This window comes from Flavobacterium aureirubrum (assembly GCF_038739835.1).
GTDB lineage: Bacteria > Bacteroidota > Bacteroidia > Flavobacteriales > Flavobacteriaceae > Flavobacterium > Flavobacterium aureirubrum.
The window spans coordinates 1-22,850 of sequence record NZ_JBCGDO010000029.1 but is presented as its reverse complement, the minus strand read 5'-3'; the positions used below and the strand labels follow the sequence as shown (position 1 = coordinate 22,850).

Genomic DNA, 22,850 nt, shown 5'->3' with positions numbered 1-22,850 from the left:
TTTTAAAACAAGAATATTAGCAAAAATTACAGCATTAACTTTAGTTCAATATATCAATAAATTCATCTTTGATAGACCAATAAATAATATTAAAAATCAAATAATTTAATTACACCCAACGGGTTAAATTATAGAAAAAGTTAACGGAAAATCCAAGTTTAAAGATTTTTTTAGACCACTATTGTTTGTATTATTTAATATCAGAAAATAATATTTCCGTCATTATTTCTTCCTTTTATTTATATTTACAATTATTTAGGATTTTAAATGATTCCCACGCAGCAAAGTTTATATAGGTCAGAACACATGTTTATGACAGGTGACAATCCAATATTAGTTACTTGTTCTGATATGTCTGATTGGGTTTGTAAACATGGTAGATTGTATCCTTCTATTTTATTTAGCGAAGTTATAGGTTCTACTTTTGCTCAATTATGGGATTTAAAAACTCCTCAAATTTCGTTTGTTAATGTTTTGACAGAACATTTGCCTAGTGAATATTTAAATGTTGTCCAACCTGCTTTTTTTCACAAGCCATGTTTTGGTTCATTATACATAGAAGATAGTCAAGTTGTAGATAAGACACTATTACCATCTTTTAGAAATTCTAATTTTCGAACTAAAATTGCAAATAAAACTGATTTATTAAAAATTGCATTGTTTGATATATGGCTAGGAAATGAAGATAGACATCATGGGAATAGTAATTTATTGTTAGATCAGACTTTATCTAATGAATATTATTTTAACGTATTTGATCATGGAGCAATTTTTAATTCTAATGCTTTGGTTCATGGCATTCAATTAATTTCTGAGAATGAATCCATTATATGCTCAGACTTAGCACAAGTTTTGTTCAGAAAGGGTAAGACTTTAACAAAAATTGTTGATAACATTGTTAAAGATTTCTATCTTTGTACTTTGAAATGTGAAGATCAATTAAGTAGTATACTTGTTGATATTCCCATTCAATGGGGATTAAATATTCAAAATTTAGAATTACTTATTCGAAGTAATTTGTTTACTGAAAATTGGAAAAATGATTGTGAAAATCATTTTAGAGCATTAATCCAAGCTAATATTTAATATAGAATGAAAACATTTTTTAGTATAATATATCTTCCTTTAAACTCTAATTTACAAGAAAAAGTTAGTGTCGGATTGGTTATGTCTAATGGTGAGCAAACTATATTTAGAGTTTCAAATCCAAAAATGCAAGTATTAAAGGGATTAATTTCATCTAATAGATTTAATATTCTAAAAAATTACTTTAGTAACATTATAAATGAAATTGAACCGAAAATAGATGAGTTTAAATTAAATATTAAAACGGATGTTTCAAATAATTGGTTAAATGAATCATATTTTAGTTACTTAAATAGATATTCTAACAATTTAGTGATTTATTCTGAACCGAGAAATATCGATAGTGATGTTACACTTGAAAGCTTTAAGTCAATTTTTAATAAATATGTTTTTGAATATGATGAAGAAATCAACATTGTAAAAAATGAAGATATTTTGTCTAAAGTTAGAACAAGATTATTCACTAAAATTGAAGATAGAGTTAATTTAAATGTTACTATAAGTTCAAATGATTTTAATGAATTGTTAACCCCTGTAGATGTTAATTTTATAGGTAAAAACGGAGTTATAGTCGCTGGACAAACAATTGATTTCGTAAAGAGGTTATACAATTTAGAAAATGATTTGACAAGATTTATATCATTTACAAAAGCTGTCGATTATTCTTCTGCAAATAAAAATAAATACTTTCTAGTTGGTCAAGAGCCTAATAAAATTGAAAACCCTTCAAACCATAGAACATGGAAACATGTTAAAGATAGTCATTTAGTTGAATATGTTGATTTAAGTGAAACCGAAAAAATTAAAGATTATATAATCTCGAAAGGAGTCTCTCCTTATTTTGATAAAGTTGAAGATTTGACATAATTATAGCTTTTATTATTTATTCAAAAAAAAGCTAAATTTTTTTTTGCAATTTGGATAGAAGCGGATGCTTTTTCCCAAACCAATAAATGAAAACAAGCATACAAAAATTTTTACCAATAAACTTCCAAATCCGTAAACGCAAACTGTTTTCCACTAAACAAACCTTTATCCGATAATTTCAAATCAGGAATTACTAGTAACGCCATAAATGACAAAGTCATAAACGGTGCTTTTAACGAGCTTCCGAGTTCTTTTGCCATAGCGTCAATTTCTTGATACAATTTCCCAGTTTTCCAACCATCTTTATCACTCATAATTCCAGCAACAGGCAATGCTAATGATTTTTTGATGTCGCCATTCACGGCACAAATTCCGCCAGTATTTCTGATAATCAAATTTACAGCATTTAAAATTTCCTCGTCAGTAGTGCCAACAACTACAATATTATGACAATCATGCGCAACTGAACTAGCAATCGCGCCTTTTTTCAACCCGAAATTTTTGATGAAAGCAATCGCTGGTTCAGCATCAGAATACCGATTAACAACTGCCATTTTCAACACATCATTTTCCACATCGGAAACTAAATTACCATCAACAATTTTTGGCGCGCAATGAATTTCATTCGTAATCAATTGTCCTTCCAAAGCTTCAATAACACGAATGGTTTTTGCGGAACTTTCTATTTTAAAATCGTTTAAAACTTTCGCCGAAGTATTGAAATTATTCGGTTTTTCAAAATCAACATGTTGAACAAATGATTTTCCGTTTTCAGCAACCAATTCGCCGTTGATAAACGTTTGTTTCACCTTGAAATCGGTTAAATTTTCTACTACGATAAAATCGGCAGCATCATTTTTTTGCAATAAACCAACATCCATTTTATAATGTTTCACTGGATTAACACACGCCACCTGCAACACTTTGAAAACATCGAAACCTTTCGCAATCGCTCGTGCGCAAAGTTGGTTAATGTGACCTACAATCAAATCATCTGGATGTTTATCATCGGAACAAAACATCATGTTTTCATAATTTTCGGAAAGTAAATCAATCAGTGCCTCAAAATTTTTAGCAGCACTTCCTTCACGAATGAGTACTTTCATGCCAAGCGATAATTTCTCAGCTGCTTCATCATAGGTAAAACATTCATGATCAGTTGAAATTCCGGCCGAAATATATTTTTTTATCGGTTCGCCTCGCAATCCTGGCGCATGACCATCAACGGGTTTGTTGAAATGTTTTGCCCAAGCTATTTTTTTCAAAACTGCTGTGTCGTCAAATAAAACGCCAGGATAATTCATCATTTCTGCCAAATAATAAATATCAGGATGTGCCATTAATTCCTTTATTTCTTCAGAATCAATAACAGCACCAGCAGTTTCAAAAAATGTTGCCGGAACGCATGATGGTGCGCCAAAATGAAATTTTAATGGTACTTTTTTTCCATTTTCAATCATATAATAAACGCCGTCTTTTCCGAGAACATTCGCAATTTCATGTGGATCAGAAATTGTCGCAACAGTTCCGTGCAAAACCGCAATTTTAGCAAATTCGGACGGAACCAACATCGAACTTTCAATGTGAATGTGCGCATCGATAAATCCGGGAAGAATATACTCTTGAACGTTGTGCTCTTTTTCGATTATGGAACTAATTTTTCCGTTTTCTACGGTAATTTCACCCGAAAAAATTCGTTTGTTTAGAATATCGACAATTTGACCTTGGATTTGCATTTTGGTTTTTTTAGATTATTTTAAACACATAGAAACATAGATTTCATTTTTAAAATTTTAGACGCTTTGCTTATCATAGTTTAAATAGAACTATGTAAAAAAGAATTTTTCTATACGAACTTAACGTTTATTTTTTCTATGTTTCTATGTGTTTTATTTATTCAAAAGTAACAAATTATATATTGAAAATACTTGTTCTTTTCTGTAGTGTTTTTTGTATTTTTGGTAAATGGATAAGGTTTATAATCAAGAAATATTTACTTCTCTGATGAAAGAATTTCTTCTTCTTCAGTTTGTTGTTGTATTGATAACTTTCTTTATATATAAATTGTATATGAATAATCTAAAAAATGGCAAAGTGACTTTTTTAGTTAACGTAGTTATATATTCAATTCTAAACTTTTATCTAATCTATCAAATTTTTATTGAACCTGATTTGAGAGTTGGTGGAATAAGTTTTGCTTTTGAAATGGGTGTTTTCTTTTTGGCACTAGTTTTTATTGTTGTTTTACTACTTGAATACGTTCTGTTAAAATATATAGTTTTTAAAGTTTTCTTCAAGAAATCATATACATACACTAAGCATTAAATAATACATACGACATGAAAAAAACGCTTTTATTCATTTTATTCATGCTGACAAGCTGCAAAACAAAGCCTATTTTAGTTGAAGATAAAATCAATATTTTATTTATTGGAAATAGTTTGACTTATTATCATGATATGCCAAAAACACTGCAAGCAATGTTAAATGAAAAGAGTAATAATTTTAATATTGAGCAATCTACTTTTCCTGGTATGACATTAAAAAGTCATTTAGAAGATATTATAATAAATAGTTCAAAAGATAATATTCGTGTTAGAGAGAAATCCTTAAACGAACTTACAGAAACCGAAAAAAAACTACAAGAAAAAAATTGGGATTTTATAATTTTACAAGATGTAACACAAAATCAATATTTCCCTGAAGTGACAAAAGAAGTAACAGAGCCAACTATTTTAAAAATTAAACAACAAGTAAAGAATAAAGATTGCACCTTTATTATTTTCAGTACTTGGCCTTCTATAGGAGATTATCCAAGAAAAAAAATGTGTATCCCAAAGCACTATTTTGATTGGAAAAAATACTACGTAAACGAAGAAGTAAGTAATAAAGAAAAATTCTGTTCTACTGAAATAATTAACCTTGAAGAAGATATTAAAATTCTGAATGAATCGTATAATAATATCAAAGAAGTAAATAATTTATTGGTATCAAATCACCCAAATCTCCATTATAAAGTTAGAACAAATTTTCCAGAAATCGAACTGTATGACGATGATTATCATCCCTCAGAAATAGGTTCATTTTTAAATGCTTTAGAATTTTACAGAATTTTTTCAAATGAAAAAGTTGATAAACTCCAATATAATGGAAAGTTAGATTCTGAAACAGCAAAAAAATTAAAAAACATTTTTAAATAAAATTTCTTCAAAAATTCTAATATCTAATATCAGAAATCTAATATCAAATGCGCTGGACACTAAAACCAAAACCTTCTCCTGAAAAAGTAAACGCTTTAGCTTCACAATTAAAAGTTGACGAACTCATTGCTACTCTTTTGGTGCAACGCGGCATTGAAACTTTTGACGATGCGCGACAGTTTTTTCGCCCGAGTTTGGATGATTTACACAATCCGTATTTAATGAAAGATATGGACAAAGCCGTTAACCGAATTGAAAAAGCCATTGAGAATGGAGAAAATATTTTGGTTTTTGGCGACTATGATGTTGATGGAACGACAGCAGTTTCCTTACTATCAAGCTATTTGAAAAGTTTTTATCCCAATGTTGCAACATACATTCCAGACCGATATGATGAAGGTTATGGCATTTCGTATAAAGGAATTGATTTTGCTGAAGACAATGGTTTTTCGCTGATTATTGCTTTGGATTGTGGTATAAAATCGATTGATCATGTGCTTTATGCTAAAGAAAAAAATATTGATTTTATCATTTGTGATCACCATCGACCGGGAGAAACTTTGCCCGAAGCCGTTGCGGTTTTAGATCCAAAACGTGATGATTGCAGTTATCCGTATGATGAACTCTGTGGTTGTGGTGTTGGTTTTAAATTGGTTCAAGCGTTGGCACAAAATCGAAATCAAACCATTGAAGATTTAATTCCTTATTTGGATTTGGTTGCTACGGCAATTGCAGCAGATATTGTTCCGATTACGGGAGAAAATCGAGTTTTGGCAAAATTTGGATTAGAAGTTATCAATTCCAATCCGCGACCAGGAATTAAAGCTTTAATTCAGAATTTGAAGAAAAAAGTACTCACAATAACCGATGTCGTTTTTATCATTGCACCACGAATTAATGCTGCGGGAAGAATAAAACATGGTAACGAAGCGGTTGCATTACTAACGGAATATGATTTAGACCAAGCAGAATTTTTTGCTTCCGAAATTGAGCAACACAATTCGGACAGAAAAGATTTGGACAAACAAATCACGGTTGAAGCACTTTCGCAAATAGAAGAAAATAACGAAAAACAAAAATTTACAACCGTTGTCTATCAAGAAAATTGGCACAAAGGTGTAATCGGAATTGTGGCTTCTCGATTGACGGAAACCTATTATCGTCCGACGATTGTTTTTACGAAAAGTGGCGATAAATTAGCAGCTTCAGCTCGTTCAGTGAAAGATTTTGATGTTTATAATGCATTGGAAGCTTGCGCAGAACATTTGGAGCAATTTGGTGGACACATGTATGCTGCAGGAATGACATTAAAAGAAGAAAATTATTTAGCATTCAAAAATGCTTTTGAACGTGTTGTTGAAAAAACCATTCATCCCGATTTATTACTTCCAGAAATATCCATTGATGCTGAAATCGAGTTATCCGAAATTAACGAAAAACTCATTAGAATTTTAAACCAGTTTGAACCTTTTGGGCCGCAAAATATGACACCGGTTTTTATGGCAAAAGGTGTTAAAGATACTGGTTATGGAAAAACAATTGGTCAAAGTGATGAGCATTTAAAATTGTTTGTAAAACAATCCCGAAGTTTCGGGACTGAAGGTTTTGGTGTTATTGGTTTTGGTTTAGGAAATAAAATAGAAATAACAAAAAACCAAAATCCGTTTGATATCGCTTTTTGTATCGATGAAAATGTATTTAATGGGAATATTACTGTTCAATTGCGATTGAAGGATTTGAGGTGATTTTACTCTGAACTCTAACAGAGTTTAGAATTTAGGTTTTACCACGAATTATCTGCGTAAAACCAAATAGATTTTTTTAGTAACATTAAGCACAAATTTTTAAACCATTAAGCAATTTAAGCAAATCAAGACTTAATGAAACTAAAATTACTTAATGGTTTATAATGTGAAAGATATCAACCTATTCGATCCGTGGTAGAACCAAAATTTAAGTTTGTTTATACTCCTTCAACTCAAAAGTTGTACCATCAAAAACACCATACGTGAAATAACCAATCCAATCGCCAAGGTTGGCATATTGTGAGTTTTCGCCAACGGGAATTATCATCGGCAAATGGCGATGACCAAAAATTAGGTAGTCATAATGTTTGCTTTCCAATTTTCGTTTGGAATATTGCACTAACCATTCGTTTTCTTCGCCAAGGAATTTCACATCGGCTTCGCCAGAAATTAGTTTGTTTTTCACGGAAAGATATTGTGCTAATTTCACTCCTAAATCGGGATGTAACCATCGAAAAATCCATTTCGATAACGGATGAACAAATACTTTTTTCATGCGTTTGTAGCCTTTATCGCCCGGACCTTTTCCGTCACCATGACCTATTAAAAAGGTTTTTCCGTTGAAGGTATATTCTTGATTATCGTGATAAACCGGAATATTGAGTTCTTTTTCAAAGTAATCGTGCATCCACAAATCGTGATTGCCTACGAAGAAATAAATGGGAATGCCGCTATCACGAATTTCGGCTAGTTTGCCTAAAACTCTCACGAAACCTTTGGGAACAACCGTTTTGTATTCAAACCAAAAATCAAATAAATCACCTAAAAGGAAAATACATTCGGCGTCTTTTTTTACTTCATCAAGCCAAGCAACAAACTTCTGTTCCCGAGGAAAACTAGCTTCAGGAGTTGGAGCGCCAAAATGCTGATCGGAAGCGAAATATATTTTTCTGTTTGGAGAAATAGTCATGTTTTTATTTGGAAGGGACAAGCCGCGACTTGTCAGTACTAATTATTTATTCATTATCCGAAGCATACCATTCGGCAAATGATGTTTCTGTTTCTTGCAATTTTAAAGAATGCAATTGAATATCGGCAGGCAAACGATTTTTAATTTTGTTTGCGAAGTCGGTTACCATTTTTTCACTCGTTGGTTGATAATCTACTAAAATAACATGGTGCCCACGATTTTTTAGCTCGTTCGCTAGTTCCACGTGAGGTGTGTTTTTATTAAACACAGTGGCATGATCAAAAACATCCACAATTTCTTCGCGGACAATCTTTTTTAAATCCGAAAAATCAATGACCATTCCAAACTTGACATTGGTAGTATCAGTTATAGGTTTCCCAATGACTGTCACCGAAAGTTTATAACTGTGGCCGTGAACGTTTTTACATTTGCCATCATAGCCATAAAGTGCATGTCCGGTTTCGAAAGAAAATTGTTTAGTAATTCTGATATTGCTCATGGCAGATTTTTTTTTACGCTGTAAATTTAGTCATTAATACTACAAGTCGTTTCGTCTTTTTTTTGCCCGATAATATAGCAACCAAGCTAGCGCAACTAAAATCACAAAGGGCAAGACATAACCAATCCAAACTCCAATTAAATACCCATTATCGGGAGCTTGTTTTATTTTTTCGTCAATAGTTGCTTGTTGAATAAGTAACAGTAGCATATTGATTTTATTTTTTTAATTCGTTTAAAGCAGTTGCAGTATAATCAGAAAGCACTAATTTACCTGAAATTGCTGCTCGTTCATACAATAATTCGTCCCAATGCGCTGTTCCTTCCCAAAACACTTTTTTCATTTCTGAAAGTGCTTCTGGATTGTAGTTGGCTAATTTTTTGGCAAAAGATAAAGTAGCTTCATCAAGTTCGGCATAGCTGTCAAATACATCAGCATATAATCCTTTTGCAATAGCCCAATCTGCAGTTTGCCATGTATTGGGTTGCAAAGTCAGATGAGTCATAGCAGTTTTCCCTATTTTTCTGGAAACGGCTGGTTCAATAACAAAAGGACCAATACCAATCGCAATTTCAGAAAGTTTGATTGCGGCATCTTGATAGGCAAAAGCAAAATCACAAGCCGAAACTAAACCAACACCACCACCAACAGCTCTTCCTTGTACTTTTCCGATAATTAGTTTCGAGCACTTTCGCATCGCATTGATGACATTCGCAAAGCCAGAAAAAAACTGCCTTCCCGTTTCAAAGTTTTTAATGGAAAGCAATTCATCAAACGAAGCACCCGCGCAAAAAGTTTTACCTTCACTTTGCAAAATAATGACATTAACGGTATCATTACCACTTAAAGAATTAATTTCTTGCGTTAGTTTTTGTAATAATTCACTAGGGAAAGAATTGCTCGCAGGGTGACTAAAAGTGATAGTAGCGATGGAGTCTTCAAATAGAATATGGATTTGTCCATTAGAATTTTGGTCTGACATAATAATGTATTTGTTGTAAATTTATAACAAATCTTAAAAAGTTGATTTTTGAATTGCTTTTTGTTTTGATAAAATGATATATTTGTGGTCATAAAATGGGGGATTAGCTCATTTGGCTAGAGCGCTTGCCTGGCAGGCAAGAGGTGGTCGGTTCGAATCCGATATTCTCCACAAAATAAAAGCCGTTTCGTATAGTATCGAAACGGCTTTTTCATTTTATCGTTAGAACGTATTATTCAACAATAATTTTCTTAACCTCTTTTCTGTTCCCATCTGTAATGGTCATTAAGTATAACCCTGCTTGAGCATCAGTTAACTGAATAGTTTCATTAATTGTTGCTTGGTTACCAAAAGAGTTTTCATATATTTTTCTTCCTCTAATATCAAAGACGTTCACAGTTACTTTGTCCGAAATTGGATTAGTGTATTGCAACATAAAGTTTCCGCTATTCGGATTTGGATAAACTGAGATATCTGCACTATCAAATTCCTGATTGGCTAGAGTACAACCAAAGTCAATTCCCCATGAATTGATATTCCCAGAATCGTCATTAAAGAAATCTTGAACTGTTAGGGTCCAAGTACCGTTTGATGGTTTTCCATTAAAAGCAGCTAAAGGTTGCACTGGGCTTGCTGTACCAGTCGTTGGACTTCCACATGCTGGCGCTGGCGCACCATCTTGGAAAGTAATATTCAATCCAGAAGCTTGTGGATTATTACATGTTCTATTCCATAAAATTACTTCCGTTCCGTCTGGATGTCTTAATCTAACATTTAAATCTCCAATCCAAGTATGACCAGTATTAAAAGTAGCTTTCATATTATTAATGGTAACATTGTTTGGAAAATTGATGGTACGAACTACTGCTGCACCGGGTGAATTTGCACCAAGACCATCAGGAATGGCTGTTCCAGGGCTTTCAGAAGCCACATTACATTCAAATCCTAAAGTAATATTTCTAGAAACTGCATAAAAAATATTTCCAACAGCTTCAATTAATAATCTGCAATTTTGTGTCGGAGTAGTAGGCATAGTGATCGTCTGAGAACCATCATTTGGAGTATTTGCAACTAACGTTGTAAACGTTGCGCCACCATCTACAGAAATCAATATGTTAACATTTGCTGTGTTCATATTATTAGCAGTAGTGCCCGCTACATTCCAAGTAACAGTTTGAGTAGAACCCAATTGCCAAGAAACGTTTGTATTTGGACTTGTAAATTCAAATGCACCGCCAGCATCAGCAACTGAAACAGTCGTTGTGCCAGTATTTGTTTGTCCTCCTCCTAGAACATTATCTCTAACTGTGAAAGTGAAATTTAAGATTCTTGGAACTGATGAAACTGTTTCCCAAGGAGTCACTAATTGACCTGCAAGCACATTTTGGAATGCTGGCATAAATCGGACAGGTGATGCATTAGGAACCACTGATCTAAAATTAGGCCCGTTTGTTTTTGTAGGTGATGGAAAGGTAGAAGTTCCACCCACTACTGTTGCGTCATTATTTTGCTCCCAGTTGTAAGTTAGTACTTCGCCTGTTGAGCCTGTAGATGAACCAGTTAATTTAAAAGCAGTATTTACCGGTATGGTAAAAGTACTAGTTACTGAAACTGTCGGTCTAGGGTTTGTAACAGCTAAGCTAGTGCTTACTGGACAGGTTTTATTAAGCATATTATTCTGTATTTGCAAAATACTTCTATAGGTGAAATAATCATCTGAATTAGATTGCATGTCAGTGCCACCACCACCAATTCCTGCATAGGCCATGATAGTAGAACCACTGCCCGGCTCAACGTTTACAGAATTGTTTTCAGCTGTATGCGTAAAAGTGTGATTCGCACCCATTTGATGCCCCATTTCATGAGCCACAAAATCAATATCAAAGGTGTCTCCTGCAGGAATACCATCTATTGGTGACGTAATTCCACTTCCTTTCAAAGCATCACAAACACAACCTATACATCCGGCGCTTCCACCACCACCTGTAGCACCAAAAAGATGTCCAATATCGTAGTTTGCAGCACCAATCACACTATTTAATGTAGCTTGTAATTGAGAATTCCAAGCCGCTGGCGCACCACCACCAGCAGGAACTGTTGAATAAGGATCTGTTGCAGCGTTAGTGTAAACAACCAAATTGTTATTTGGAATAATGATAAGTTTAATAGCTAAATCTTTTTCAAAAACCCCATTACATCTGGTCATGGTTGCGTTCATTGCTGCTAAAGCCAAAGCCACCGTTCCTCCGTGAAATGTGGTATACTCAGCAGTACAAGATAAAGCCAATCGCATTGTTTTATATACTTCATTGTTTGCCATGGTTACATTGCCATTCTTGTGCAAATCTTGGATTACCGCAGTATCTTCGGTTGAACAAACAAATGGTAAATTACCTTTTATTCTTGTTTTAGAATCAAAAACTACATATACCGAACGGTCTTTTGTATAAGGTTCGATAAATTCTGTTCCCGAACCTGCTCTAAAAACCATAGTTTGTATCCCAAGAGGAGAAAAACTCAAATTTAAAGTAGCGTAAATATCTGTAACTCCTTTTCCGATGTAAGCTCTAATTTCAGGATAATTTGCCTGTAAAGCAGGATCAAAATTAGACGATTCCCAAATCAAGAATTTTTCTAATTGACCACTCGTGTTAGGTAATGTGATTTCAAAACCTGGAAGTCCAGATTCTTTAGTGGCTACGTTTGCAAGTAATTGCTTAAACTGAACAGCGTTAAACTGAACTAATTTCTGATTTGAAGAATACTCCGTCGGTCTAACTTTTTCTGAAGTAATAGCCTTGTTGCTATCAAAAAGCTTCCACGGCGTGTTTTTTTGAGCAAAAGCACCCGAAACTGTAATTGTAAAAATTACTAATAGTAATGTTTTTTTCATGGTTATTTGGTTAATTAAGTATTGTATTTTTCTTAACTATTATGCTGTTTAAAATAGAAAACAATCTACAAGTTAAAAAATTAAATTCATCGTTTCAAAGATAGTTATCTTTCAATAATTTGCAAATAAGAGTTCACTATTTTAAATAGTTTTAAACAAATCGTACTCCTAAGTCTTGTATTCGCAAATTTTCTACAGTTTTATTAAGTATTATATGATATATCGCTTTACAAAAACTTATAAAGTGATAAATCAACTGCTAAAAACCATTTAACGAGGCGAAACCCTTGTTAGTCATTTTAGCTAAATGATTATTACACTTTTAAATTATTTTTTTTCGCTTCAAAAATCTATTTTTGCCATCTAAATTTTCGTTTTGAATAGAGTTGATAGTATACATTTCTTTCATGCCAAAAAACCAACAATTGTAACTATTGGTACTTTTGATGGTGTTCATCTTGGACATAAAAAGATACTAAAGTTAGTAACTGCTGCCGCAAACGAACTACACGGTGAGAGTTTGGTACTAACTTTTTTTCCACATCCTAGAACAGTGCTTCAAGCAGATACTGAGATGAAACAACTAAACACTTTGGCAGAAAAAATAAATTTATTAGAGTCAATGGGAATAGATAATTTAGTCATACATCCTTTTGATACAGCATTTTCAAGACTCACCGCCGAGGAGTTTGTCAAACAAGTTTTAGTAGAGACGTTTCAAACAAAAAAAATCATCATAGGATATGACCATCGTTTTGGCCGAAATAGAACAGCAAATATTGACGATTTAATCCAATTTGGAACTAAGTTTGGGTTTGAAGTGGAACAAATTTCTGCAAAAGAAATTAATGATGTAGCTATTAGTTCTACAAAAATACGAAACGCTCTTACCGAAGGAAATGTAGCATTAGCCAACAATTATCTTGGCTATGACTACTCGTTAACTGGCACAGTAGTAAAAGGAAAACAACTAGGCAGAACCATAGATTATCCCACAGCCAATATCACGGTTGAAGAAGACTATAAACTCATCCCAAAAAATGGTGTTTATATTATAAAAAGTACCATAAACGGTGTAACTGTTTTTGGAATGATGAATATTGGAACACGACCAACGGTCGATGGAACCACACCAACTATAGAAGTTCATTATTTTGATTTTAGCAAAGACCTTTATAATCAAACAATAACTGTTGCCCTACTCGAATGGATGCGACAAGAACAAAAATTTGATACAGTAAAAGCTTTGCAAAATCAACTGGACCACGATAAAAAAATGGCGCTTGCCTACATCAGCAAGCTCTAATCACTTAAGACGACCTTACCTTTTTGCTTATCTTAACGCTTGTTTAAAGCTACTTACTTTAAATTGTATTCAAAATTGTTACTTAATAACAAATTAACTACTTTTGAAACTTATTACTTAACCATTATGAGCATTACTAAACACAATTGGACCAAAGAAGAAATTATTGCTATCTATAATAAACCGCTGATGGATTTGCTATATGAAGCGGCCTCAATACATAGAGAGCATCATGATCCAAACGTAGTGCAAGTTTCCACTTTATTATCTATAAAAACAGGTGGTTGTCCCGAAGATTGTGGCTATTGCCCTCAAGCCGCTCGTTATCATACTAATATTGAAGGTAACGATTTAATGACAGTAAGCCAAGTAAAAGCACAAGCCCTTCGTGCCAAATCTAACGGTTCCTCCAGAGTGTGTATGGGTGCAGCATGGCGCAATGTAAAAGATGGTGAAGAGTTTGACCAAGTATTAGAAATGGTAAGAACCATCAATAAATTGGATATGGAAGTATGTTGCACACTAGGTATGTTGACCGAAAATCAAGCGCAACGATTGGCAGAAGCAGGATTGTATGCCTACAATCATAATCTAGATACATCCGAAGAATATTATAAAGAAGTGATTTCTACTCGCGGTTTTGAAGACCGTCTACAAACTATCGAAAATGTCCGTAAAACTAATGTTACGGTATGTAGCGGTGGCATTATCGGTATGGGAGAAAGTATAGAAGATAGAGCCAGAATGTTAGTTGCACTTTCTACGCTAAATCCACAACCTGAATCGGTGCCTATAAATGCGCTTGTAGCAGTGGAAGGAACTCCAATGGAAGACGAAAAACCAGTCGAAATTTGGGAAATGATTCGCATGGTAGCTACCACTCGAATAGTGATGCCCGAAACACAAGTACGCCTCTCTGCCGGAAGAACCGAAATGTCGCGCGAAGGGCAAGCCATGTGTTTCTTTGCTGGAGCCAACTCCATTTTTGCCGGAGATAAACTATTGACTACTCCCAATCCTGATGTAAACGAAGACATGAAAATGTTTGAAACCCTGGGATTAGTGCCACAAAAACCTTTTATAAAAATCATGCAACCTACAACTGTCGAAGCAGCCGACTCCAAGTTTCAAGCGCTAGGCGAAAAACCAAAATGGACGAGACCAGGTCATACCATCGAGCGAAACCTAGAAGCATCGACCAAAGGAAAGTAAATACAATTGTTAATACAATAAAAAATGCCCCAAATAGTGTTTCACTATCTGGGGCATGTTCTTTTCCTAAAAACCATTAGCTAGGGCACAATGGCTTTTCTATTCACTACTACTCCATTTTGAAGTACTATTTTTACTACCACTGTTTGTTGTGATTTTAGATTGTCAATCTGGTGGATCACATCAGAAACCTGATTGTTATCATAAATCTTTCTGCCTAAAATATCAAACACCATAACTTTAGCGATGGTTTCATTTCTCGAAGTTATGGTCAGCGTTTGCAGATTTGACGACACTATTACGGCATCATCTCTGGTTATATCAGGATTGGATAAACTCTGCGAAGTATATCTAAGGATAAACCTGTCGTTTACAATACCTCGTGATGCTGTAAACGGATAGGGACTGTCATTTAAAAGATGTGTTATTCCCAAAAGCTTATCTTCTAAATACATTTCTTGATTACTCTCTGAAAATAAGCCGTCTACTGCCGCAATAGCAATAGAATAGTTGCCGCTTGTATTAACGCTAATTCCTAATTTAACCTGGTCTTGAATATCAAATGGCAAAGCTCTTCCTTGAATACAATAGGGTTGATTTTGATTGTCGTCAACAAACGAATAAATCTTTAATCCAGCAGCATTGGTTACTGCATCACACAATCGGTCTGTATTATTAGTAGCTGCTGTCGTATATCCTATTAAGGCTCTATTAACACTTCCTTGTGGTGAAACCAAATCTAGCCAAACTCTGCTTTTTTCTGACTCCGTTGCTACCTCATCACTACCGTTTGTATTTCTGTAAAACTGCGAATTGTTATAGGTAGTATTCGCAACTAAATTAGAGCGCATTTCATTTCTAAATTGTAACGAACCCGTTGTCGCAGGACCGTCACTCATCAACACAAAAAATCCTTGACCTGATGCAATATTCCCATTAAATCCTGCTGGTCCACTAATGGTTCCTAAACCGTTATGGGTGATGTAATCATTAGTGTTATAATTGTAAACAAAGTCAAAATAGTAGGGATCAACACCCGAAGTTGGGTCGCTTTGATGTGTCCAAATGTTTATAAATCCTTCTATTGAAGGGTTTAAGGCTAGAAACCTTTCTACATTTAAAGCCGATGGATACGGGTTACCAACTAAGTTCCAGTTATCATCCCAGCGCGTAGTGAGCACATTATTCGGATTGGCAGGCTCAGCATCATAATTTAATCCTGTGGTTATACCATCACCAAAATAAGCGCCTCGCGAAATAGGCAAATTAATCAATCCGTTATTAGGTTGTCCAAAAAAGTTGAACGTGTTGGTGGTAGGAACAGCAGCACCATTAAATGTTCGAGCAATATACCCTTTACCTTCTGCCATATTCGCCGTAGAAGGTGTAATCCAATTTCCAAAAGTTCCGTTGGAGTTTGGAAAAATAGGATTCCATTCATAGCGTAATCCATTGGGTAAATTGGCTACTGCAAATGATTTTGTCGGTGCACCCCAATATACATAATCAATATCTTTTGCCGTATAATTTCGTCTTACAGTAAAACGGGTTCCGGTATAATCGCCATTGTTAGTATCGGTATCATTCACTTGAATTAACTGACCGTTACTTTGAATGGTAATGTTCCCGTTGTTGGTTAATCTGTTGTTTACTCTCAAATAACCCGCCGCATCTACTGATACATTTCTAGTAGTAGCAACTGTCACATCACCAGTGGCAAAAAGGTCATTAGAAACCGCAGTATCAAAGTTATTATCTAAGACCACATTGAAAAACTGCTCTGTTCCTTGTGGCACTACATTATTGATAATTTGTGGTGTTGCCCCTACGAAGTGCACGGTACCATTGCCTTCATCAAAAGCGTTATTGTTTTTATTATTGTTCCAGTTACCATATAAAAATAACTGTCCGTCGGCAGTAGCGTTATTTCCATCATTCATGTCTAGTGCTGAGTCGGCTGCACTATTTTGAATAACCAAGTCGCCGTGTACTTCCAATCTATTATTTACATTGCCAATAATATCGAGCTTCTTTCCTGCTAAGGTTAAGTTTCTGGCTCTTGCTATAAAACCAAAGTTAGCTGCAAATGGCGCCGTCGCATCAACAGCAGGCGAATTTAAAAAACTATTATCTATTATTTGAACGTCTACGGTTGCATCGGGTACAATCAAAGTATCCCAATTTTCACAGTTAAACCAGTTGCTGTTTCTTCGGCCGCTCCATGTTCCGTTTACATATATATCAGTATCCAATGGCACTAGTGTACAACCCGCTCTGTAATTAAAACCACCCGCAGTATAAGCCGCATTATCAGTATAAGTATCCCAGTTGGCGGTATCATTGATTAAGGCAATCCAGTCAAATTTTCCGCGTGTTGTTGCACTAAAATCTACAGCATCTGGATCGTCAAATTTCACAAAACCATTGCCCGAGGGTGCGATGTTACTAAAACATTCTAATCCAGGATAAAGCGTTGACCATGCTGTACAATCGTTCGGATCGCCATTCGGAGGAGAAATACAGGTGTTACCACTAGGCGCTGTTTGCCAACCGCTTTCTGTCCATCCATATAAAACGGTGCCGCTATAGGTAGAGGTATGTGCTATATTATTGGTCCAAAGTCCGCCTTGCATAAAATAAATATCATCATTATTATTCAAATTAAACCCTCCAACACTACCACCACTCTCCGCTGTTTTTGTCCAATTAGTATCTAATGCACCACAGGTATACACATCAAACTGACCAGGTGTTGTTACATTAGGACTTGTGGTCGAAGTTTCAATAGTAATAATCGTCCCTTTGGGCAATAATGACCCGGTTCTCGTAATGGTAATTACTCCTTCTGTTCCTCCCCATTGATTAGCAAATACTCTTTCATAACCATTATCGGTTAAAAGCAATTTGGTTCCGGGTAATAAATCTCTAAAGCATACAAAAGAAATTTGGTCAGCACCTCCGGTAATATTGGTACTAACGGCTAATACCGCCAAGTCACCAGGTGCTAATACCGTTACTACAGCAATATCAAAAAGCGTACTGCCTATAGCCGTTACACCAGCTGCCGTAGCAGTCAATGTGATGTCTGTGCCAACCACCGTATGTGTAATCCCAATAAAAGTAGCAAGTCCTGAAGCTGCCGCCAAGTTAATAGGCGAACCCGTCATGGTGCCCGAACTCGTTAAGGACACCACACCGGTAAACCCTAAGTCTCTATTTCCACAAGCATCTGTAGCAGCAACCACTACAGTACTCATTGGGGTGTTTACCCCTGTAGTGATAGGTTGTGTAGTAAAACGAAGTTGTGAAGCTACTACCGCAATGGCTAGTCGACCATTTACCGTAGACTGGGCCGAAAATGTAACTTTTCCTGAACCGGTTGGCGCAAAAGTAACGTTGGGATTAGAGATGGTAAAACCAAAATCATCACCGTCAATTGCTCCAACACCCAGCGGACAACGCAACGTTAATCGAAGTCCTAGCAACACACTGCCATTATCAACTGCTGTAACAGATAAGCCCGTAAACTGAATTTGATCGGCAGTTACAACTCCTGGAGCGATAATAGTATTGGTATCTAAATTAACTAAGACAATGTTTTGGATAGTCTGGTCCCAATTTCCTATAGCATCATTACCATTTTGCGTTATCGTTAAAGCCGTCATAATAGTAGGCAAGGCATCAGTATCAGCTGCTGCCGCGCCACCATCGCGTAAACGAAAACGCCACACTTCGGTGCCATCAGTTACGGTAGCAATAGTTCCAATACTGGTACTAGAAATAGTAGCTGGGTCTGAACCTGCTATAGCAAAAATATCAGACAAAGTACTTCCGGTTCCTGTTCCTGAAAAACCTAATACATAAGAAGCTTCATCAGAGTCATTATTCGCAAAAGTGATACTGCCAGAAAATGGTCCGGCTACCGTAGGAGCAAAAGTAATAGTAAAGGTTACCGAACCGAAGGTGGATAGATTGGTTACATAAGTAAACGGAATGGTCGCGCTAAAAGGTGCAGTCACAGGCGTGTTTGCCGATAAAGCTAAGTTACTATTCCCTAAATTTTCTATAGTAAAGGTTATAGTACTAGAGCTTCCCGTAGCCACATTTCCAAACGGATATATTGGGTTTGAAGTTCCTGTTCCATAGCTAGTAGCGCCTTGACGTATATTGATTTCTTGATTGCGTAATCCGCCAGAAAAGACGTTGGGTGTTCCCGATAAAGGCAAAGTCGTTGACCCTCCAAAACTAAGCGTGTTGGCTGCCAAGATGGTTCCCACTGTCCAGGTACTACCATTCCACTGTTGGGAGAAACTCGTTGTTTCTGTACCATTAATGTCAGCCGGTAAATAGGTGGAAGTAAAACTATAAGTAGGCGTAGTAATAGTTCCAAAACGATTAACCACCCAAAAACGAGAAATAAAGTGAGTAGTGGCATCCATGTTGGGATGTTTACTGTCGTTAACAGCTACGTCTATAAAACTAGTGGTTCCTAATCCGGCGGCAGCCGTTAAATTTACTGTTGCAGGCGAATAATCTATAGTGCCTGTTTTATCACCTATAGGGAATGTAAACAACCCTGTAGTGGTATACTGTCTGCGAAGAATTCCTCCAAAAGCATTATCAGCAATGATAAAATTGTTGACTGATGCACCGCTAATAGTAGCGGTACTATTCATGGTAAAAGTGGTAGTATCTAAATCGAGAATACCTGCAGTTAGGTTTAAATTGGTCGCTATGGTTAATGGCGAGCCCATGACACAGGCAACAGCACCTGCGGTGCGGTTAATAGTAAAATTACCTAAGCTTTGAAAGCCAAGAAAACGCAAGGTGCCTACACTGCCGGTACCTAACAAACTGAGCCGTGAAGTAAGACTTCCACTAAAAGTACCCAAACCCGAAATCGTATTGGCAACCCCTGCTGTACCAATAATCAGTTCTCCTGAGTTGATATTAAAAACATCAGTAGCGCTATTAAAAACAATAGCATTCCCACCAGCAGGTGCCGACACGGTTACTGTAGTGGCTGAGCCACCCAGCTGCACTGTTGTGCTGCCCGAAGCGGGTTGAAAAACCATATAGGGAATCACCACATTAGGACCTGTGATGATTTGTGTCGCTGCATTGTTGATAAAAAACACGCGTTTGGTATTGGCATTAAAAGTAGCACCCGCATTGACTGTTAGATTGCCTCTTAATCGCAAATCGTCATTGGCACCCACACCCAAATTCATCGCGCCTGTAGGACCATTAACAAGAAGACTACCTCCCACGGTTAATGTGCCGCCAAGAGCTACACCGCCGGTATTCATGTTTAAAGTACAACCATTATCTATCGTTAAATTTCCTGCTGTGGCTTTATCTAAAACACTGTTGGGCACTGCTGTATTAACATAATCGAGTGTCGTATTGCCTTGTATGATTACATTGTTAGGATACCCTGGCGTTACCCCTATAGTGCCTACGCCTAGTGCGCTCCACTCTACTCCTCTTCCGAAAGTAGTTCCTATATCATAACGCAAAGTAGACGTTGCGCCATACAAAGGAGCATTGCCAGTAACATTTCCACCATTAAAAATAGTCAAAACACCATTCACCGTTAGCGCATTGGCAACCGCTACATCCAACCCCGCAAATAATGTTAGTGTTCCATTAACGGCACCCACTGCCGTGTTGAGTTGCACCGGCGAGTTAGGAAATAAAGATACACTAAAGGGCGGATTGGCTATGGGCCAAATGCGTTGCGAAGCACCCAGCACCATCGTGGTACTGTTGGCATGATCAAAGCGCAACTGGCCTGCCACGCCATATTGCAGATTATTGCCGGTGACTCCACCACCTGCTAGCACTATAAATGTGCCATTGATGGTCATCGTGCCGTTATTGGTAATCGACAAAGGAGTGGCTAAAAAACCACCTGCATCTACCAGCGTAGTTGTACCTGCATCGCGCGTAGCATAAATGGCGTTGTTCATGGTTACCAAATGACCCGTGCGAATAATAGCATTTTCGTTAGGATCTGGGATGTTGCCACCTTGCCAAGTAGCGGGATTATCCCAGTTACCCGTGGCAATACTTTGAATACCAGTTACGGTAGGAGTAACGGTGCCACCAATAGCTAAGCCATAAGCTCCAGCACTAGGAGAATTAAAACCCCATCCTCCTGTCGTAGTTTGGCCACTGGCGTAATATCTTATTGTAATAGTGGTAGTAGCCGCAACACCTTGCAAAGCGGCTATTCCCGATAAATTGATTTGAGTTAATGTAGCTGTAGCTCCAGTCAGTAATTGCGGTGTACCTATTAAGGTAAAATTTGTACCGTCTAAACTATAGGCAAACTGATTAGAAACACCTGGCGTAACTGCAAAACTACTTGTACCCCCAACACGGGCATCTATAGTGGATAATGATAAAGTATTGCCTGGCGTTGCCGATAAAGTAATCTGAAAAAAATCGGTATTTGTGGTTGCTATTCCGTCGCTCTGAAAACCTTGGGTTCTAAAAGAATTCATAGCAGTGCTAGCAGTAGCTCCTGCTCCTCTTGTTATCAAATTGCTTGCATCAAGTCCAGCATTAAATACATCCGCAGTAGAAGTTGCTGGTGAACTTTCTCCAAAAAAATCCCATGCAGCAATTTGCCCAAAAGAAATCCCCGAAATCAAAAGCGTAACGATAAGTAATTTAATTTTCATTTAAAATGAATTGTTTTATGTATGTATTTTTATGCCAATACTAAAGCGTGGCAAAGCCATAAAAAAGCAGTTAAATTAAGTAGCATTTGGGTTGACAAAATTACATCTAAATTACTTAAATACAATTGGTTTAGATTAAGTTATTATTAATAAATTACCGTTTTTATGAACAATATGGCATAAGGTTAGGAAATTGCTGTTTTTATTATTCTTTTTTGTTAAATAAATACAATACCGCTACTTTTTAGCCCTAAGTTTTATCTTAAAAAAATATATTCCTGTAGGACATTAAGAAGAAAGTACCATCGCAATAGAGTAAAAATACACCCCAACACATCGCTATATCGCCCCAATTATGGCTAAAAAAATACCCCGAGTATATGGGTAGTGTATGAAGAGTGTATGGGTAGTATATGCCAGAAGTATGGATACAGTATGGATACTATATCACAGAAGTAGGAATCGTAAACAGCCAAACCATAAAAAGGGCACACTATTTTAATCGCCTACTTGCCATTATTGAAAGTATAATTCCAAACTGTTAGGGATATTTTGTTATGTTTGTTCTCCTAGGATTTACACTCAAAATGAACCCATCGTTAACCCTGCTCGAAGCCCAAAGTAAACTGGAATACTACTGTTCCTATCAAGAGCGTTGCCATCAAGAAGTGGTGCAAAAGTTATACGAACTAGGCATGAAATCCCAGGAGATTGACACGATAGTGGTGCATTTACTCCAACATAATTTTTTAAACGAAGAGCGTTTTGCGCGCAGTTTTGCTCGAGGAAAACACCGCATCAAACAGTGGGGCAAAGTGCGCATTGTCAACGAACTCAAAGCACGACATATTGCTGCGCCCAATATCACGGCGGCACTTTCAGAAATTAGTGTGGCACAATCCCAAGAAACCTTCGACACGCTTGCTCAACGTCACTGGGAAACCCTGCGCGAACCCAATGCCGAAAAAAAGAAAAAGAAGTTTTGCGACTATTTGCTACGCAAAGGTTGGGAAAGCCATCTGGTGTATGAGAAAATGAAGGAGTTATCGTCTTCGACAAGCTCAGACTGACATCGCGGTATTTAATTGTAATCCTAGATAATACAAATACTCATTTTACAACAAATACAATATGAAGCAGTTTGTCACACTGAGCCTGTCGAAGTGCCAACATATAAACAAATACAATAAGAAGCACATTGTCACACTGAGCCTGTCGAAGTGCCAATATATAAACAAATACAATAAGAAGCACATTGTCACACTGAGCCTGTAGAAGTGCCAATATATAAACAAATACAATAAGAAGCACATTGTCACACTGAGCCTGTCGAAGTGCCAACATATAAACAAATACAATAAGAAGCACATTGTCACACTGAGCCTGTCGAAGTGCCAATAT

The 22,850-nt window shown here is 36.2% G+C and carries 14 protein-coding genes, 1 tRNA gene and 1 pseudogene; 9 read left to right on the top strand and 7 right to left on the bottom strand.

The annotated features are described in order from the left end of the window. From WFZ85_RS14665 to WFZ85_RS14655, 3 genes and pseudogenes are all read left to right on the top strand, one after another. Positions 1-109: pseudogene (locus WFZ85_RS14665) on the top strand (IS982 family transposase); the annotation flags it as partial. Between the two features lie 203 nt (positions 110-312). After that, positions 313-1,086 carry a HipA family kinase gene (locus tag WFZ85_RS14660; RefSeq protein ID WP_342697031.1) on the top strand — a complete coding sequence of 258 codons (774 nt, stop codon included), beginning with the start codon at positions 313-315 and terminating at the stop codon, positions 1,084-1,086. 6 nt (positions 1,087-1,092) lie between these two features. Further along, positions 1,093-1,953 carry a hypothetical protein gene (locus WFZ85_RS14655; RefSeq protein ID WP_342697030.1) on the top strand — a complete coding sequence of 287 codons (861 nt, stop codon included), beginning with the start codon at positions 1,093-1,095 and terminating at the stop codon, positions 1,951-1,953. Positions 1,954-2,063: 110 nt separating this feature from the next. Here the strand turns inward: WFZ85_RS14655 and ade are convergent, their stop codons facing one another. Further along, entirely contained in the window at positions 2,064-3,689 is a 1,626-nt protein-coding gene (gene ade / locus WFZ85_RS14650; protein WP_342697029.1) for an adenine deaminase, read from the bottom strand. Positions 3,690-4,292: 603 nt separating this feature from the next. Between ade and WFZ85_RS14645 the strand changes: the two genes are divergently transcribed. Then, the gene (locus WFZ85_RS14645) at positions 4,293-5,153 is read left to right on the top strand and encodes a DUF4886 domain-containing protein (RefSeq protein WP_342697028.1); all 861 of its coding nucleotides are present in this window, start codon (positions 4,293-4,295) and stop codon (positions 5,151-5,153) included. Positions 5,154-5,200: 47 nt separating this feature from the next. Next, positions 5,201-6,898, top strand: coding sequence for a single-stranded-DNA-specific exonuclease RecJ (gene recJ / locus WFZ85_RS14640; protein WP_342697027.1), 1,698 nt, complete (start codon positions 5,201-5,203; stop codon positions 6,896-6,898). Positions 6,899-7,106: 208 nt separating this feature from the next. On the opposite strand, the gene WFZ85_RS14635 is transcribed toward recJ, so the two are convergent. The 4 genes from WFZ85_RS14635 to WFZ85_RS14620 are packed head-to-tail and all read right to left on the bottom strand — an operon-like array spanning position 7,107 to position 9,349. Continuing rightward, positions 7,107-7,868: a UDP-2,3-diacylglucosamine diphosphatase gene (locus WFZ85_RS14635; protein WP_342697026.1), complete on the bottom strand. Its 762-nt coding sequence runs from the start codon at positions 7,866-7,868 to the stop codon at positions 7,107-7,109. Positions 7,869-7,914: 46 nt separating this feature from the next. After that, positions 7,915-8,367: a 6-pyruvoyl trahydropterin synthase family protein gene (locus tag WFZ85_RS14630; RefSeq protein WP_342697025.1), complete on the bottom strand. Its 453-nt coding sequence runs from the start codon at positions 8,365-8,367 to the stop codon at positions 7,915-7,917. Between the two features lie 39 nt (positions 8,368-8,406). Continuing rightward, on the bottom strand, positions 8,407-8,577 hold the full coding sequence (locus tag WFZ85_RS14625) for a hypothetical protein (protein WP_342697024.1): 171 nt from the start codon (positions 8,575-8,577) through the stop codon (positions 8,407-8,409). A gap of 7 nt (positions 8,578-8,584) precedes the next feature. After that, complete coding sequence (locus tag WFZ85_RS14620) at positions 8,585-9,349, bottom strand: enoyl-CoA hydratase/isomerase family protein (RefSeq protein WP_342697023.1); 765 nt, start codon at positions 9,347-9,349, stop codon at positions 8,585-8,587. A gap of 97 nt (positions 9,350-9,446) precedes the next feature. Here WFZ85_RS14620 and WFZ85_RS14615 point away from each other — a divergent pair. After that, positions 9,447-9,520 (top strand) — tRNA-Ala (locus tag WFZ85_RS14615). 61 nt (positions 9,521-9,581) lie between these two features. On the opposite strand, the gene WFZ85_RS14610 is transcribed toward WFZ85_RS14615, so the two are convergent. Further along, positions 9,582-12,242 (bottom strand): zinc-dependent metalloprotease, encoded by a 2,661-nt coding sequence (locus WFZ85_RS14610; RefSeq protein ID WP_342697022.1) that lies wholly within the window; start codon positions 12,240-12,242, stop codon positions 9,582-9,584. Positions 12,243-12,618: 376 nt separating this feature from the next. Here WFZ85_RS14610 and WFZ85_RS14605 point away from each other — a divergent pair, with 376 nt between their 5' ends. Next, entirely contained in the window at positions 12,619-13,548 is a 930-nt protein-coding gene (locus WFZ85_RS14605) for a bifunctional riboflavin kinase/FAD synthetase (RefSeq protein ID WP_342697021.1), read from the top strand. A 126-nt stretch (positions 13,549-13,674) separates the two neighbouring features. Next, a complete protein-coding gene (bioB, locus tag WFZ85_RS14600; RefSeq protein ID WP_342697020.1) occupies positions 13,675-14,760 on the top strand; it encodes a biotin synthase BioB in 1,086 nt (361 codons plus the stop codon). 80 nt (positions 14,761-14,840) lie between these two features. Here bioB and WFZ85_RS14595 read toward each other — a convergent pair whose 3' ends face one another. Further along, entirely contained in the window at positions 14,841-21,449 is a 6,609-nt protein-coding gene (locus WFZ85_RS14595; RefSeq protein WP_342697019.1) for a choice-of-anchor D domain-containing protein, read from the bottom strand. 587 nt (positions 21,450-22,036) lie between these two features. Between WFZ85_RS14595 and WFZ85_RS14590 the strand changes: the two genes are divergently transcribed. After that, positions 22,037-22,519 carry a regulatory protein RecX gene (locus WFZ85_RS14590; RefSeq protein ID WP_342697018.1) on the top strand — a complete coding sequence of 161 codons (483 nt, stop codon included), beginning with the start codon at positions 22,037-22,039 and terminating at the stop codon, positions 22,517-22,519. The last annotated feature ends 331 nt before the right edge of the window (positions 22,520-22,850 follow it).

Excerpts from the sequence above, each read along its gene's own strand:
- WFZ85_RS14660 (WP_342697031.1), top strand. The coding sequence starts at position 313 with ATGACAGGTGACAATCCAATATTAGTTACTTGTTCTGATATGTCTGAT.
- WFZ85_RS14655 (WP_342697030.1), top strand. The coding sequence starts at position 1,093 with ATGAAAACATTTTTTAGTATAATATATCTTCCTTTAAACTCTAATTTA.
- ade (WP_342697029.1), bottom strand. The coding sequence starts at position 3,689 with ATGCAAATCCAAGGTCAAATTGTCGATATTCTAAACAAACGAATTTTT.
- WFZ85_RS14645 (WP_342697028.1), top strand. The coding sequence starts at position 4,293 with ATGAAAAAAACGCTTTTATTCATTTTATTCATGCTGACAAGCTGCAAA.
- recJ (WP_342697027.1), top strand. The coding sequence starts at position 5,201 with ATGCGCTGGACACTAAAACCAAAACCTTCTCCTGAAAAAGTAAACGCT.
- WFZ85_RS14635 (WP_342697026.1), bottom strand. The coding sequence starts at position 7,868 with ATGACTATTTCTCCAAACAGAAAAATATATTTCGCTTCCGATCAGCAT.
- WFZ85_RS14630 (WP_342697025.1), bottom strand. The coding sequence starts at position 8,367 with ATGAGCAATATCAGAATTACTAAACAATTTTCTTTCGAAACCGGACAT.
- WFZ85_RS14625 (WP_342697024.1), bottom strand. The coding sequence starts at position 8,577 with ATGCTACTGTTACTTATTCAACAAGCAACTATTGACGAAAAAATAAAA.
- WFZ85_RS14620 (WP_342697023.1), bottom strand. The coding sequence starts at position 9,349 with ATGTCAGACCAAAATTCTAATGGACAAATCCATATTCTATTTGAAGAC.
- WFZ85_RS14610 (WP_342697022.1), bottom strand. The coding sequence starts at position 12,242 with ATGAAAAAAACATTACTATTAGTAATTTTTACAATTACAGTTTCGGGT.
- bioB (WP_342697020.1), top strand. The coding sequence starts at position 13,675 with ATGAGCATTACTAAACACAATTGGACCAAAGAAGAAATTATTGCTATC.
- WFZ85_RS14595 (WP_342697019.1), bottom strand. The coding sequence starts at position 21,449 with ATGAAAATTAAATTACTTATCGTTACGCTTTTGATTTCGGGGATTTCT.
- WFZ85_RS14590 (WP_342697018.1), top strand. The coding sequence starts at position 22,037 with ATGAACCCATCGTTAACCCTGCTCGAAGCCCAAAGTAAACTGGAATAC.